Origin of the sequence: Rhodococcus artemisiae, assembly GCF_036327795.1 — a bacterium.
GTDB lineage: Bacteria > Actinomycetota > Actinomycetes > Mycobacteriales > Mycobacteriaceae > Rhodococcus > Rhodococcus artemisiae.
Genome location: NZ_JAUTXY010000001.1, coordinates 37,650 through 51,382, shown reverse-complemented (window position 1 = coordinate 51,382; position 13,733 = coordinate 37,650). Strand labels below are relative to the sequence as shown.

Annotated in this window: 17 protein-coding genes and 2 pseudogenes; 12 read left to right on the top strand and 7 right to left on the bottom strand. The window is 66.9% G+C overall.

The window, feature by feature from the left end; all coding sequences use genetic code 11:
- Positions 1 to 7 precede the first annotated feature (7 nt).
- The 4 genes from Q7514_RS00290 (at position 8) to Q7514_RS00275 (ending at position 2,633) form a co-directional block, all read left to right on the top strand.
- On the top strand, positions 8 to 910 hold the full coding sequence (locus Q7514_RS00290) for a DUF4333 domain-containing protein (RefSeq protein WP_330131287.1): 903 nt from the start codon (positions 8 to 10) through the stop codon (positions 908 to 910).
- Positions 911 to 1,054: 144 nt separating this feature from the next.
- Positions 1,055 to 1,300: a helix-turn-helix transcriptional regulator gene (locus tag Q7514_RS00285; protein WP_330131286.1), complete on the top strand. Its 246-nt coding sequence runs from the start codon at positions 1,055 to 1,057 to the stop codon at positions 1,298 to 1,300.
- A gap of 41 nt (positions 1,301 to 1,341) precedes the next feature.
- Positions 1,342 to 1,653 carry a hypothetical protein gene (locus Q7514_RS00280; protein ID WP_330131285.1) on the top strand — a complete coding sequence of 104 codons (312 nt, stop codon included), beginning with the start codon at positions 1,342 to 1,344 and terminating at the stop codon, positions 1,651 to 1,653.
- Positions 1,635 to 2,633: a serine/threonine dehydratase gene (locus Q7514_RS00275; protein ID WP_408016005.1), complete on the top strand. Its 999-nt coding sequence runs from the start codon at positions 1,635 to 1,637 to the stop codon at positions 2,631 to 2,633. The genes Q7514_RS00280 and Q7514_RS00275 overlap by 19 nt, the downstream gene beginning before the upstream one ends.
- Before the next feature lie 15 nt (positions 2,634 to 2,648).
- Here the strand turns inward: Q7514_RS00275 and Q7514_RS00270 are convergent.
- Positions 2,649 to 3,332: pseudogene (locus Q7514_RS00270) on the bottom strand (peroxidase family protein); the annotation flags it as partial.
- 21 nt (positions 3,333 to 3,353) lie between these two features.
- Between Q7514_RS00270 and Q7514_RS00265 the strand changes: the two are divergent.
- Genes Q7514_RS00265 through Q7514_RS00255 form a run of 3 tightly spaced genes read left to right on the top strand, consistent with a single transcriptional unit; the run spans position 3,354 to position 4,151 of the window.
- Positions 3,354 to 3,626 carry a cytochrome P450 gene (locus tag Q7514_RS00265; protein WP_330131283.1) on the top strand — a complete coding sequence of 91 codons (273 nt, stop codon included), beginning with the start codon at positions 3,354 to 3,356 and terminating at the stop codon, positions 3,624 to 3,626.
- A 5-nt stretch (positions 3,627 to 3,631) separates the two neighbouring features.
- Positions 3,632 to 3,895, top strand: a complete 264-nt coding sequence (locus Q7514_RS00260; RefSeq protein WP_330131282.1) for a cytochrome P450 — start codon at positions 3,632 to 3,634, stop codon at positions 3,893 to 3,895.
- Positions 3,855 to 4,151 (top strand): cytochrome P450, encoded by a 297-nt coding sequence (locus Q7514_RS00255; RefSeq protein ID WP_330131281.1) that lies wholly within the window; start codon positions 3,855 to 3,857, stop codon positions 4,149 to 4,151. The genes Q7514_RS00260 and Q7514_RS00255 overlap by 41 nt, the downstream gene beginning before the upstream one ends.
- Before the next feature lie 152 nt (positions 4,152 to 4,303).
- On the opposite strand, the gene Q7514_RS00250 is transcribed toward Q7514_RS00255, so the two are convergent.
- Complete coding sequence (locus Q7514_RS00250; RefSeq protein WP_330131280.1) at positions 4,304 to 5,359, bottom strand: hypothetical protein; 1,056 nt, start codon at positions 5,357 to 5,359, stop codon at positions 4,304 to 4,306.
- 384 nt (positions 5,360 to 5,743) lie between these two features.
- Positions 5,744 to 6,478 carry a dienelactone hydrolase family protein gene (locus tag Q7514_RS00245; protein WP_330131279.1) on the bottom strand — a complete coding sequence of 245 codons (735 nt, stop codon included), beginning with the start codon at positions 6,476 to 6,478 and terminating at the stop codon, positions 5,744 to 5,746.
- 303 nt (positions 6,479 to 6,781) lie between these two features.
- Here Q7514_RS00245 and Q7514_RS00240 point away from each other — a divergent pair, with 303 nt between their 5' ends.
- Positions 6,782 to 7,384: a hypothetical protein gene (locus tag Q7514_RS00240; RefSeq protein ID WP_330131278.1), complete on the top strand. Its 603-nt coding sequence runs from the start codon at positions 6,782 to 6,784 to the stop codon at positions 7,382 to 7,384.
- Between the two features lie 5 nt (positions 7,385 to 7,389).
- On the opposite strand, the pseudogene Q7514_RS00235 reads toward Q7514_RS00240, so the two are convergent.
- A pseudogene (locus Q7514_RS00235) lies at positions 7,390 to 8,100 on the bottom strand (transposase); the annotation flags it as partial.
- 170 nt (positions 8,101 to 8,270) lie between these two features.
- On the opposite strand from Q7514_RS00235, the gene Q7514_RS00230 reads away from it, so the two are divergent.
- Positions 8,271 to 8,822, top strand: a complete 552-nt coding sequence (locus Q7514_RS00230) for a maltokinase N-terminal cap-like domain-containing protein (RefSeq protein WP_408016025.1) — start codon at positions 8,271 to 8,273, stop codon at positions 8,820 to 8,822.
- Positions 8,823 to 8,887: 65 nt separating this feature from the next.
- Here the strand turns inward: Q7514_RS00230 and Q7514_RS00225 are convergent, their stop codons facing one another.
- The 3 genes from Q7514_RS00225 to Q7514_RS00215 are packed head-to-tail and all read right to left on the bottom strand — an operon-like array spanning position 8,888 to position 11,306.
- Positions 8,888 to 10,015: a flotillin family protein gene (locus tag Q7514_RS00225; RefSeq protein WP_330131277.1), complete on the bottom strand. Its 1,128-nt coding sequence runs from the start codon at positions 10,013 to 10,015 to the stop codon at positions 8,888 to 8,890.
- Positions 10,016 to 10,060: 45 nt separating this feature from the next.
- On the bottom strand, positions 10,061 to 10,315 hold the full coding sequence (locus Q7514_RS00220) for a hypothetical protein (protein WP_330131276.1): 255 nt from the start codon (positions 10,313 to 10,315) through the stop codon (positions 10,061 to 10,063).
- Between the two features lie 7 nt (positions 10,316 to 10,322).
- The gene (locus Q7514_RS00215; RefSeq protein ID WP_330131275.1) at positions 10,323 to 11,306 is read right to left on the bottom strand and encodes a 5'-3' exonuclease; all 984 of its coding nucleotides are present in this window, start codon (positions 11,304 to 11,306) and stop codon (positions 10,323 to 10,325) included.
- Positions 11,307 to 11,341: 35 nt separating this feature from the next.
- On the opposite strand from Q7514_RS00215, the gene Q7514_RS00210 reads away from it, so the two are divergent.
- The 3 genes from Q7514_RS00210 to Q7514_RS00200 all read left to right on the top strand — a co-directional run bounded on the left by Q7514_RS00210 (position 11,342) and on the right by Q7514_RS00200 (position 13,729).
- A complete protein-coding gene (locus Q7514_RS00210; protein ID WP_330131274.1) occupies positions 11,342 to 12,472 on the top strand; it encodes a M24 family metallopeptidase in 1,131 nt (376 codons plus the stop codon).
- A gap of 106 nt (positions 12,473 to 12,578) precedes the next feature.
- Complete coding sequence (locus Q7514_RS00205; protein WP_330131273.1) at positions 12,579 to 13,106, top strand: hypothetical protein; 528 nt, start codon at positions 12,579 to 12,581, stop codon at positions 13,104 to 13,106.
- Positions 13,103 to 13,729, top strand: a complete 627-nt coding sequence (locus Q7514_RS00200; RefSeq protein WP_330131272.1) for an RES family NAD+ phosphorylase — start codon at positions 13,103 to 13,105, stop codon at positions 13,727 to 13,729. The genes Q7514_RS00205 and Q7514_RS00200 overlap by 4 nt, the downstream gene beginning before the upstream one ends.
- Positions 13,730 to 13,733: the final 4 nt, after the last annotated feature.

The window sequence follows — 13,733 nt, the reverse complement described above, 5'->3', positions numbered from 1 at the left end:
GGCGACGATGACCGGGCCGAACGACCCGCAGGACCCGAACGGTAACGAGCAGGCGCGGGACCCGTGGGCTCCACCCGCGTCCGGCGCCGACAACGCATCGCCGCAGGCGCCTGCACAGCCGTGGGGTGCGCCCACGGGTGACTCCGCGGCAGCACCGACCCGGCAGTGGGGTGCCGCTCCGGGCGGTGATTCTACGGCGCCCACTCAGCAGTGGGGTCAGCAGTCGCAGCCGCAACCTCAGTGGGGGCAGCAGCCGCCGGGTCAGGGCGGCGGGGGCGCATGGGGTGCACCGCAGGGCGGACAGGCACCGCAGGCGCACGACCAGTGGGGGCAGCAGCAGTCGCCGCAGTGGGGTGCCCAGCCCGGTCAGGGAACCGGTGGCCAGCCGTGGGGCGCGCCTGCCACGTCCGGCGCGCAGCCCGGATGGGGGCAGCCGGGTCAGGCGGGCGGTCAGCAGTGGCCTCCGCAGGGGCAGCCCGGGCAGGCCTGGCAGCAGCCCGCCACCGGGCCGGGTGGTCAGCCCGGATGGGGGCAGCAACAACCCGGTGGCGCAACGTGGCAGCCTCCGCAGCAGCCCGGGGGGACATCGGGAGGAAACGGTTCGAAGCTGCCGTTGATTCTCGGTGGCGTCGGCGTGCTCGTCGTGGTGGTGATCGCCGTGGTGATCGGGTTCATGACCCTCGGTGGCGGCACCACTCTCGATTCCGAGGCCGCGCAGGCCGGGGTGGAGCAGGTCCTCACCGAGTCGTACGGCGCCGAGGAAATCGGTGACGTGTCGTGCCCGGGTGATCAGAAGGTCGAGGCGGGGGCGAGTTTCGAATGCACCCTCACGGTCGATGGGCAGCACCGGTCAGTGACGTTGACCTTCACCGACGACAACGGCACCTACGAGGTCAGCCGACCGAACTGACCGTCTCCACCGGAGACACGCGTCATCCGACATCCCCGCTCACTGCACGTGGGCGGGGATTTCTGCGTGGCCCCGACTTCCGCGGACACATCAGACTGGTTCGAAAACTACATTGATCTATTGTGTTTTCCTAACATGTAGACCATGCCTCGAAACAGGACGAAACGCCGCATCGGCAATATCGTTCGGGAACTACGGAGCACACGTGGACTGTCCCGCCACCAGTTGGCGATCCTGACCGGGACGCATGCGCAGACGATCGGCTCCCTCGAACGTGAACAGCAGCAACCGAGCTTGGATGTGGCGATGCGCATCAGCGCCGCGTTCGACCGGCAGGTACAGGAGGTGTTCTTCTGGATCGAGACTCCGGGTCCGCACGAGAATCCGTAGTGTCTCTCGTGGTTGGGAGGCGATCCGGCTACGCTCGCGCGGTGCACCCGACGAGCGAACTGATCGGCCAGATCCTGCGCGAGGCCATCGAGGGCGGCGGAGTCGCCGCGTGGGCGACCGTCGAGGACTGGGACGGTGTCGCCACCGCACGCATCACGGAGACAGGTGGCACGATCCACATCATCGACGAGAGCGTCGCGCAACGCGGGATCAGGACGATGCTCCTCGACGACGACGCCCACCATGCGCACACTCGTGACGCGGTGCGCGGCGGGAACCCCCGCCTGATCGACGGTGACGTCGCCGACGCGATCGTGCAGTTCGGGCTCTTCGGATGGATCGTGTATCGGTGAGCCCCGACCACGACAACCCCCGAGCAACAGCACCGGCAACGGCGGTCGATCACGAGTCCGTCGTCGACGCTGCGTGCCGCATCACCTCGATCGTGCGGCGCACCCCGATCCTCACCGCGGCGGTGCCCACCCCGAACGGCCCGGTCGAGGTGGTGTTCAAACTCGAGTATCTGCAGCACGGCGGATCCTTCAAGGTTCGAGGCAGCCTCAACGCGCTCGGCCGCGCCCGCGAGAACGGTACGCTCCCCGCCGCGGGCGTACTCATCGCCTCCGGCGGCAACGCCGCGATCGGTGCCGCCTGGGCGGCCCGATACTGGGACACACCCTGCACCGTCGTCGTTCCCGAAGCCGCACCACCGGCGAAACTCGACCGGTTGCAGCGCCTCGGCGCGACCGTGCACCGGGTGGGTTCGTCCTACGCCGACGCCGCCGCGCACGCCTCGACCCTCGCACGTGAACTCGGCGCCGTGAAGCTGCACGCCTACGACCTGCCGGACATCGTCGCAGGGGCCGGCACCATCGCGCTCGAATTGTGCGAACAGCTCGATACGCCACTGGACTGTCTTGTCGCAGTCGGAGGTGGGGGACTGGTCGCCGGACTCACCGCCGGGGTCCGCGGCACCGACATGATCCACGGGGTCGAACCCGTCGGAGCGGCAACCCTGCACCGCGCACTCGCCGCGGGAGCACCGATCGACATCGAGGTGAACAGCATCGCCGCCGATTCGCTCGGTGCCACCCGCATCGGCAACCTTGCGTGGGCGGCGGCGAGTACCGGCCGCATCGACAGTCTCGTCGTCGACGACACCGGCATCGTCGACGCGCGACGGTGGTTGTGGGACGAACTGCGCATCGTCGTCGAACACGGCACGGCCGCGGCGCTCGCACCGATTCTGGCCGGGACGGTCACCGAGACCGCAGGCCGAACCCTGTGCGTGGTTCTCTGCGGCGCCAACACCGCGGTATCCGACCTGGGCTGATCGATCGCCGCGAGTTCAGGCGACGTCGAACCCATCCAGATTCATCACCTTGTCCCACGCCGCCACGAAATCACGGACGAACTGGGGCTGCGCGTCATCGCTCGCATACACCTCGGCGATACCGCGCAGCTGCGAGTTCGAACCGAAGACGAGATCGACGGCGGTCGCGGTCCCTCGGGGATCACCGGTGACTCGGTCACGTCCCTCGTAGACGCACTCCTCGCTCGTCGAGGACGACCATTCGATACCCATATCCGTGACGTTCACGAAGAAATCAATCGGTGGTCAACATCCCGGGCCGGTCGGTCAGAACACCATGAGAGTCTCCACCGTGGTTGGTGTTCAGCACACGCATCCCGCCGAGCAACACCGTCATCTCGGGTGCCGTCAAGGTCAGCAGATTCGCCCGGTCGAGAGGAGCCGCTCCGGTGGTTGCTTCTCACCGGCTCACAGATAGTTGCGGAATCCGTCGGCTTTCGGTTCGAGCACCGCAGACGACTCCGCGTCGGTCTGGTCCTGTGCGGCGCCGGTGCGGCCCGGTGTGAACGGGACCGTGACGCCGTGTCCCGCCGCCTTTGCGGCCTGTTCGACGGCGGCGCATCCGCCGAGGACGATGACGTCGGCGAGCGAGACCTTCGTGTCACCGGTCTGCCCGTCGTCGAATTCTTGCCGGATCCGGTCGAGCACCGCGAGTACCTCCGCCACGGCTACCACGACGCGATGACGTACTGTGTCGATGACCTGTGCGACTACTGGACGGATCAGGCCGGGCGCGGCCCGGCGGATATCTCGTCGGACATGAACCGGCTGACCTTGGAAGTGATCGGACGGACCGGATTCGGATACAGCTTCGATTCCTTCGACCATGAACGACACGAGTTCGTCGAGGCGATGACGCGGGTGCTGTCGTTCGCGTCGAAGGCCGCGAACGACGTCCCCGTTCTCCGAGAGATCTCGGCTGGAAGGCGCTGCGGCAGAACCCGAAGGACATAGCCCTGTTGACGCGATCGGTCGACGATGTCATCGCCGCTCGACGTGAAGGGACGACACCGAGGCAGGACGATCTGCTCCAGCGCATGCTCGAGCATCCTGATCCCGACACAGGCGAATTGCTGTCGGACCGGAGCATTCGCAACCAGGTGCTGACGTTCCTGATCGCGGGCCACGAGACAACGGCGGGAACATTGTCTTTCGCTCGGGAAGGGCGCCACGATTCTGGTGGTGCTGCTCGCGCTGCACCACGACCGTCGGCTGTGGGGTGAGAACGCGGAGGACTTCGATCCGGACCGGTTCCTTCCCGCTGCCGTGCGCGCCCGCCCCGCACATGCCTACAAGCCGTTCGGGGTCGGTGCGCGTGCATGCATCGGCAGACAGTTCGCGCTGCATGAAGCTGTGCTCGCGTTGGCCCGCATCCTCATGCGCTTCGACGCGGCGCCGACCCCGGGGTACGAATTGTCGGTGTCGGAATTGCGGACGATCAGACCGGAGAGGCTGCGGCTGCACCTGCGTAATCGGTGAAAGCGGAACTTGGTCGTTCGTGGGAGATCACGTTCATGCTCGGGCATCGGCTCGACGGCACCGGCAGTCACCCTAATGCGGGCGCATAAGTTCAGGGCTTGAGCTAGTGCACCTCAGGCGATGGCGCGAGGTAGGACCGTTCGATAGCGAGTTCACATCGACTGGTCGGAGGCGTCGGGTTCGGCGGCGGTGGGTGAGAGTGCTGGGCGGACCCTGACAAGTTCCGCGCGGGCCGCGTCGGCGTCGGACCGCAGTGCGGACAGTTCGGTGCGCAGCGCGGTGATCTCGGCGCGTAGTTCGTCGCCGCGGTCGCGGGCCGCAGTTTCCGCGGCGCGTGCGGTGGCGGAGGTGACCCGCGCATCTTCGAGTGCGTCTCGGAGTTCGGCGACGCGGCGCCGTTCGGTACCGAGATCGGATTCGAGACGGCCGATGGTCGCGGCGTGCCGCTCGGTGTCGGCGCGGGCACGTTCGACCGCGGTGTCGGCGCGGGCGAGTCGCTCGTGACTCTCGCCGAGTTCGGCGCGGAGTCGGTCGCGTTCGCCGGTTGCAGCCTCGAGGTGTTCGCGCTGCGCGGCAATCGTCGCGTGCAGTTCGCTGACGGTCCGGTCGTATTCGGCGACCGCGGCCGCGTGTTCGTCACGATGCCGGTGTAGGGCGTCCGCATGGTCCTCGGTGAGGCGGGCCAGTTCGTCGTGATGTGTGGTGTCGAGTGTGCGGATCTGCTCGCTGTGGGCGGCGCGCGCGTCGGACAGTTCACGGTCGACCGCCTCGACTGCGGCGTCGGCGTTGTCGCGGTCGTCGGTGGCCTGCGTGAGTTGTTCCTTGAGACGGGCGATCTTGGCGTCGGCATCGGCCTTGACCTTGGCGAGTTCGGTGGCGGCCCGGTGCAGTTGCGCGTCGAGCGCCCCGGGGTCGGTGAGCTTGTCGAGGGCCGCAGTGATCTGGGTGGCGACGGCGGTGTGCTGTTCGATGCTCGCGGCGGTGAGGGCGCGCAGTGCGGTGACCGCGGCGGTGAGGTTCGCGGCCGCATCGATCGGTGTGGCGGGGTCGGTGAGTTCGGCGAGTTGTTCGGCTTCCTTGCGGCGCCGCGCGCGTTCGCGGTGGGCGCGGACCCGGTCTGCGGGGGAGTCGTATTTCCGGGGTCGGCCGACGCGCGGTTTCTCGGTTTCTGCGCCGGCCGCGGGTTCCGTCTTCGTCGTATCGCTCATTCGAGTCCCTTTCGACCGTCTCCAGCCACGTCATAAGAGTACATAAAATGAAACGTAATATGAAATGAAACGTAATTCAATTACGGAGTATGAGGTCAATAACCCACAATATTCGCCAACTCGGAAATATTGTGGTGTTTCGTTACAGATCGGACGGACATATGCACACTCACGCATGGAAGCGGTTTGATCGTCATAATTCCCTCTTATGACGATCAAGAGGTTTGGGGGCCACGAAAACTGTGCACCCCTCCGGGGCAGGGCATCGGCGGGCCGCGACCCCCGTCGACCGCTCATCGAGGAATGCCGGGCGGGGACTGACCTCGATGAGCGGCGCTCCGGCCGACGGCGCCTAGCGTGTGCCGTCGGTCCGAGGGCGGGTCCTCACTTCAGGTGCCGGGCGAAGAACCGGTTCGTCTCGTCGCCGGCGTGCTGCGGGACACCGGCGTGCCCGCCCATGTTGGCGTGCAGTGTCTTCTCCCTCGAGCCGAACGCATCGAACAGATCCAACGCCTGGTGCCGGTCGTTTCCTTCGTCGTCCCATTGCATCAGGACATGCAGCGGAATGGTGACCTGCCGGGCCTCCTCGACGATGGTGCGGGGCACGAAACTCCCCGCGAACAGCACCGCGGCAGTGATGCGCGGCTCGACCACCGCCAGCCGGACGCCGAGGGCGATCACTCCGCCCGAATACCCCACCGGGCCGCCGATCTGCGGCAGCGTGAGCAGAGTGTCCAAGGCCGTCTGCAATTCCGGGACCGCCCTGTCGACGCCGGGGAGAACGAGCCGGTCGCCGAGTTCGTCGCTGACCGGCTCGCCGGCCTGCAACGCCCGACGCAAATCGGCTCTGGCCTCATCCGCGGCGGCCGATCGAGGCCTGGCACCGCTCCAGGGGTTCTCGATGGTGGCCGAGGCGTATCCCGCTGCCACGGCAGCACGGGCCCTGGCCAGCAGACGCGGGTACATCGTGTGCAGTCCGAGTGGGGGATGCCCGAGCAGGATCAGCGGGACAGGAGTGGATGCGGATGCGGCTGTCCACAGGAAGCCGGGAATCTCGCCGAGAGTGAATTCGCGTTCGAGGACACTGTCGTCGAGTCGAGTTTCGGAAGTGAAATGCATGGTCGTGCCTTTCGGGAGTGCTCATCAACGGCGCTCCCGGACGACCTATCGTCCGACCGTGACCCCGGAGGGGAGCACCCATGTCGATACTGCGTTCACGGGTACCACCTCCTCGTTCTCTCGCACGGCCTCCGGAAAGTAGCAGTGGCCGCGGTGGCCGGGCAACAGGTTTGCGAAGGCCCGCGAGTCCACTTCGTGACAATCACGCACTGCCACAGAGTTGAGCCATGAGGGTTCCGCATCTGCACCGAGCGGTATCGTTACCGTCTCCATTTCGTGCCCGTCGCCCCTAGAGTGACGGACGTGAGTGATCAGTGGACCGCGACCGAGCAACATCCTGCACATCGGGACCGGTTCGTAGGTGATGTGTCCTTGGGCGTTCTCGGAGTGGCAACACTGGCCTGGGCGGCGACCTGGTTCATCAACGGCAACGCTTCTCCAGGTATCGCCGGGTGGTTCCTCTCGCCTCTCGCATGCGTGGTCTTGTGGTCCGCCTGTGTGTGGCGGGCGCATCGAGCCGGCACTTCCACTCCGGTGCGTTGTCGCTGGGTCCTCGCAGGTGCGGTCGTGTCCCTGCTGCCCTCTGTCGCCGGGATCTTCGGTCCCCTGTTCGTCGTCGCGCTCGTGGTACTGGCGCTGGCAATTCCGGAGCGATCGACAACGATGGGCGTGATTGCGGCAGTGGTACTCGTCGCCAACCTGATCACCGCGACGGAGCTGGGCCGGATACTCGGCGTCGGCACAATTGACTCCGCGTCCGGATTCGTTGCGACGGGTATCGGTATCGCCGGTGTGCTCATCGCAGTCTGGGGCCTGAACGGAGTCGCCCTCCATGTGCGACCGTGTTCTGACCAAGCATCAGCCGGCCACCCGGGCGGTGATGTTGCGGCAGGAGATTCTCAATGAAGTTGTCAAGCCGCCGCGACGGTAGACGCGGGCCGGTGGAGCACCTCATCGCGGAGCATCGCCCACAGCACGTTCACACGTCGGCGACCCAGGGCAAGGACAGCTTGAGTGTGGCGTTTCCCTTCGGCGCGTTTCCGGTCGTAGTAGACCCTCGATTCGACGCAGCTGCCGATACTGACCATGGCGGACATATAGCAGGCACGCAGCAGGCGCCGGTCGTAGCGTCTCGGCCGGTGCAGATTGCCGCGTATCCGGCCGGAATCACGAGGAACCGGAGCGCGTCCGGCAACACCGGCGAACCGGTCGGCGGACTCGAACACGCTCATGTCCCCGCCGGTGGCCGCGAGGAACTCCGCACCGAGGATCGGCCCGAAGCCGGGCATACTCACGATGATCCGTGCGTGCCGATGACTGCGAAATCGGGCCTCGATCTGCGCTTCGGTTTCACCGATCTGCGTATCGAGGGCGATCACCTCCTTGGCCAGCCGTGCGACCACCTCGGCGGCGACCTGCTGGTCGGGTACCCGAGTGTGCTGCGCCTGCGCCGCCGCGATCGCGGTCTGTGCAACGCGGGAGGCATTGCGGGCGTGGCGTTTCCGCAGCCACGCTTCGAGTCGGGCCGCGCCGATCCGGCGGATCCCGTCGGGGGTCTGGTAGCCGGTGAGCAGCACCAAGGCGGCCTTGGAGGTGGCGTAGTCGAAAGCCCGCTCGAGGGCGGGGAAGTACTCGAGCAGCTGATCTGTCCGAGTTGCGTGGTACCGGTGGCCGTTCTGCTCGGCAACCTGCTCCCAGCCAAGCAGGACAGTGAGTCCGACCGGTACGGTACGAAGCCTTCGCCGATGATGTTGCAGTACTGCGCCCAGCTTTCGCCCGGGGTCTGCTCTGAATCGATTGCTCCCCACCCATTCTCGTCGTTCCACATCGTCCTCGAACAGACGATGGATTCACCTCGAACGCGGCACGCGGAGAAAGCGGGATCGAAATCCATCTGGTGCGCGACGCGGATGGGTCGGTCTACCAAGTACCGCTGACCTACCGCGGGGCACCGCTGCCGACAGCGCGGCGGGTGGGAGAGATGGAGCATTCGGTGCTCGGTCACCGCTACATCTACGACGCCACGACCGACCCCGTCTACGTCGGGCAGTCGCTTGCCACCATCGACGGTGCCGGACGTGAAGCCGAGCAGTTCCTGCACGTCGACGGCACGGCACCGCGGAAGGTCGAGAACACTGTGCGTGTCCGGGGCAACGGATCCGGGTCGGGGGCTGTTCCGACGGTCATCGAGGTACGGACAACCGCTGCCGGAACCGACACTGTGATCGAGGCAGGAGATACGCCGGTGGTAGTGCACCACCGTCCGGGCGACACCGAACCGACAGGTCCCGCGCTATTCGGTGAATGGAACACCGGCCGAGCGCTTCTCGCGCACATCCGATAGGCGAGAAGCCGGAACACGGTCGGCAGGAGCCGCGCCGTGCGTCCGGCCGCCGGGTGACTACCGGGTCAGCCGGCGATCTCGTGCAGACCCGACTGCTCGTCGTCGTTGTCGCCGCTCAGGATGCCCTTCTGGAGCGCCCCGAACACGGCCAGGCCCTGACCGACCATGCCGGAAATGGTGTCGTTGACACCTTCCTGACCGTTGAGGATGGTCAGGTTGGAGTTGGCCAGGCCCTTCGCGGCGGCCTCCACGATGAGAGGCAACTGCTCGATCAGCGTCTGATCCAGTGCGACACGACCGTTGGAGGCGGCGGCCTCGGCCAGGATCCGGATCTCCTCGGCCTTTGCCTTGGCCAGGATCTCGGTCTCGCGGGCCTTTGCCTCGGCCGGTTTGATGACCTCGCTCTGCAGCTGCTTCTCCCGCAGTTCCGCCTGCTTGACGGCCAATTCCGACTGCGCCTCGAGGACCTCGCGCTGAGCGGTGGCCTGCGCGAGCGGTCCGGCCTGCGCGGACTCCGCCTTGGCGCGGTCGGTCTCGGCCTGGATCTCCGATTCCTTGATGGCGGTCTCGCGTGTGTACTCGGCCTGCCGACGCCGCGATTCCTGCTGCGCTTCAGCGGACGCCCGATCAGCTTCTGCTTGAGCGATTTTCGCCTCCCGCTCCACCTGTGCGAGGTGGGGTGCGCGCAACGAATCGATGTAGCCGGAGCCGCAGTCGTCGATGGACCGGATCTGCATCGAATCGACGATCAGACCCATGCGGCCCATCTCCACGTTGGAGCTGTCGAGCACCTGCGAGGCGAGGACCTCACGCTGACGGATGATCTGTTCGACCGTCATCGAACCGATGATCGATCGCAGGTGACCGGCGAAGATCTCCCCGACGGTGCCGGCCATCGCGCCCGTCTGCGAGGACAGGAAACGCTGCGCAGCGTTGACGATCGATTCGTTGTCGTTGCCCACCTTGAATGCGACCACTGCGCTGACCGACAGTTCCACACCCTGGGTGGTCACGCAGGTTTCCTTGATGAGGGCCTCGTGCAGGTCCAGCGACAGGATGTCTGCTTTACGCAGGACCGGGATCACGAACGCACCCTGACCGGTGACCACACGGAACGGTGCCCCGTCGCCACCTCGACTCCCACCGGAAATGAGTAGGGCCTCGTTGGGGGCGGGCACTCGATAGCCGAACATTCGGACTCCTCTGTGTTGGGTACAGCTGTGTTGGGTACAGCTGGGTCATGAACTGCCTCGTTGGGTCTTGCCTGTCTCACTGTCGAAATTCAGGTCCAGCCACGACTCGACGTCCAGGACGCGGCCACCACGGTCGGCGACCACCAGGACGGTGGACATCGTGGGCAGCGGCTGCGCGGACCACGCGGTGTAGGTCTCGCGGCCACCACGGATCGTCAATTCCACCTGTCCGGGTCCGTCGGCCCCTCGGGTGGCCAGGGTGAGGCGTCCGATCTTCCCGATCGGATTCTGGTCGGTCATGCGGGGGTTACTGTCCGGCGAGGGCCGCGGTGAGCGACCCCACGGCCCGGTCGACACCCCACCGCTGCGCGAGCGCGGTCAACGCGTCCGGATCGGCCGGCGCCGACGGCAGCTCGTCGGACTTCGAACGCTGCACCGGCGCGTCGGTGGCGACCCGCACCACCGGCATCGCCACGTCCAGATAGTCGGACGCGGCGACGAGCTTGCTGCGCATGCCTTTCGCGAGCGACGTCGACTCGTCGAGCGCCGCCGCGCGCACCGCGGCGAGCGAGCCGTACTGCATCAGCAGCCCGGACGCGGTCTTGTCCCCGATTCCTTTGACGCCGGGCAACCCGTCCGACGGGTCGCCGCGCAACACCGCGAGTTCGGCATAGGCTGCGCCGGCCCGGTCCAGAGGCACTCCGTATTTGTCCGCGACCAGCGCCGGGTCGTACAACTCGGCTTTCGCCAGGCCCCGACCCACATACAGCACCCGCACGGGTACGGGGGTGTCGGTGACGACCTGCAGCAGATCACGGTCGCCGCTGACCACCACCACCGGATCGGTGCGTTCGGTCGCGGCGAGAGTGCCCATCACGTCGTCGGCTTCGAAACCGTCGGCGCCGCCGGTGGCGATGCCTGCGGCGGCGAGGATGTCGAGGATCACCGGGATCTGCGGGCTCAGCGCGGGCGGGACGTCTTCGACGGTGCCGTCGAGAGAGTCGGCGGCGACGCGGTGCGCCTTGTAGCTGGGCACCGCCGCGACCCGGAATGCGGGCCGCCAATCCAGATCCAGGCAGGCGACCATCCGGGTGGGGCGATGGCGGCGCACCAACGTTGCGACCATGTCGACGAACCCGCGGATCGCGTTGACAGGGGTGCCGTCGGGGCCGGTGAGGGAATCGGGCACGCCGTAGAACGCGCGGAACCACAGGCCGGCGCTGTCGAGCAGCATCAGCGACGGCGTCCCGGTGGGAGGTGCGGAAGTGTCGGGTTCGGTCACGGACCTCATCCTGCCATCTGGGCTCGGGCATTAGGCTCGACGACATGAGCACCGCTGAGTCCCGCTTCCCCGCCGTCCGCTACGGAGCCCGACTGCGCCGCGCCGCCGAACTCGGTGCCGTCGCCGGACTCGATGCGCTCCTGATCACCCCCGGCCCCGACCTGCGTTATCTGATCGGGTCCCGCGCCGAATCGTTCGAACGCCTCACCTGCCTGGTGATACCCACCGACGGGTCGACCGCCGCGGTGGTCGTGCCGCGCCTGGAACTGGCGTCGCTGAACGAGTCCGCCGTCACCGAACTCGCACTGCCGGTACGCGACTGGGTGGACGGGCAGGACCCGTACGCGATCGTCGCGGAATTCGTCCCCGCCGGGGGGAAGGTCGCGGTGGCCGACGCGATGCCGGCGCTGCATCTGGTGCCGCTCGCCGCGACATTCGATCACGTCCCGGTGCTCGCGACACCGGTGATCCGGGATCTGCGCATGATCAAGGACAGTGACGAGATCGAGGCGCTGCGCCGCGCCGGCGCCGCCATCGACCGCGTGCACGCCCGGATGGGGGAATGGCTGCGCCCGGGCCGCACCGAAGCGCAGGTCGCCGCGGACATCACCGCCGCGATCATCGCCGAAGGCCACACCGAGGCCGCGTTCGTGATCGTCGGGTCGGGTCCGCACGGCGCCGACCCGCACCACGAGGTCTCCGACCGGGTCATCACCACCGGGGACATCGTGGTCATCGATATCGGAGGTCCGGTCGAACCGGGCTACAACTCCGATTCGACCCGCACCTACAGCATCGGCGAACCGGATTCCGCGGCCGCCGAGAAGATCGCGTTGCTCGAGGCCGCGCAGCAAGCCGCGGTCGACGCCGTGAAGCCGGGGGCGCGCGCCGAAGACATCGACGCCGCAGCCCGCGATCTGCTCGCCGCCGAGGGCCTCGCGGAGGCGTTCGTGCACCGCACCGGGCACGGTATCGGATTGTCGGTGCACGAAGAGCCGTACATCGTCGGCGGCAACACCGAACCGCTGCGGGCGGGCATGGCGTTCAGCATCGAACCGGGCATCTACTTCCGCGGCGAATGGGGTGCCCGCATCGAGGACATCGTCATCGTCACCGACGACGGCTGCGAATCGGTCAATCGGCGTCCGCACGGGCTGACGGTGTTGCCGGGCTGACGCTCGGCTCAGCACGGTGCAACCCGTGGTGGAGAATCAAGGCAAAATGCTGTAATGCGTTTAGTGCGATATCATCAACTGCACAGAACGCATGGGGAGGTATGTGATGCACCCCGACGCAGCAACACCGGAAGACATGGCGATGGCCGTCGCATCCGACCTGGCGCAGACTCGACGCAATGTCGCCGCCCTCGGCACGGCGATCCGCGCAGCACATCTGACGGCGGCATCGCCCGCGTTGGCACGGGCGGTGCAGGCCCAGCAGAACCTGTACGACCGCATCGATGCCGAGTTCGGACTGCTCACCAGCGCACAGGCCGCTGACCGGATGAGCTCTCGTGCCGTTGCCCGGCGGAACGCGGCCACGGCAGCCCGCCGTGAAGGGCGGTTACTCGCGCTGCGACGCGGAAAATACCTGCTGTACCCCGCCTTCCAGTTCGGTTCGGCCGGCATCCTGCCCCTGATCGCAGCGCTCCGCGACATCGGGGATCAGCACGGCTGGGATGAGGCGAGCCTGATCGAGTGGATGATGGCGCCGACGACCTACCTCGGTGGTGATCGGCCCGTGGACATCATCGACGATGCCGACCAGCTCCTGGCGGTCGCCACGGAAGCCTTCGGAGTCTCCTGGTGAATGCGGTCGGCGCGCCGCCGCAGCCGTTCGACGCCGACACGAACCCCCTAACTGCAGATCAACGCCTATATCGGGTGCACAACAACACTCGCACGGTCGGCGAGTTCAATCCCGGATTCGGTAGCCGAACCCGATTCGCGTTCTTCGGTAGACCCGCAGTGCCGGTCCTGTACGCCGCTGACACAGAAGAGGCAGCGCTGGCCGAGTCCTTGCTGCACGACATTCCAGTAGGCGGTGGCATCCTCCCGTATGCCGCATACGCGAACAAAGTGATGGGGAAGATCGAGGTGACCCGCAACCTGAAGCTCGCAAATTTGCGTGGCCTCGGCCTGCGTCGCCTCGGCGTGGAGGCCCGGCATGTCACCGATACCGAGGCCGATGAATACCCGCGCACCGTGCTGTGGGCGGAGGTCGCCCACGCTGCGGGCCTCGACGGGCTGGCGTGGACCTCCCGCAAATGCAACGACACCCGGGCCGTTGTCCTGTTCGGCGACCGCTGCAGCAACGCACTTCGGCAGGACAGCTCGTTCGGCCGCATCTTCCAGTCCGGCCCCGGCCTCGACTGGCTCATCGAGACCTGCGGCCCGCTGCACGTCGACGTCTTGCCGCCAGCGCCGAGATGAAGCC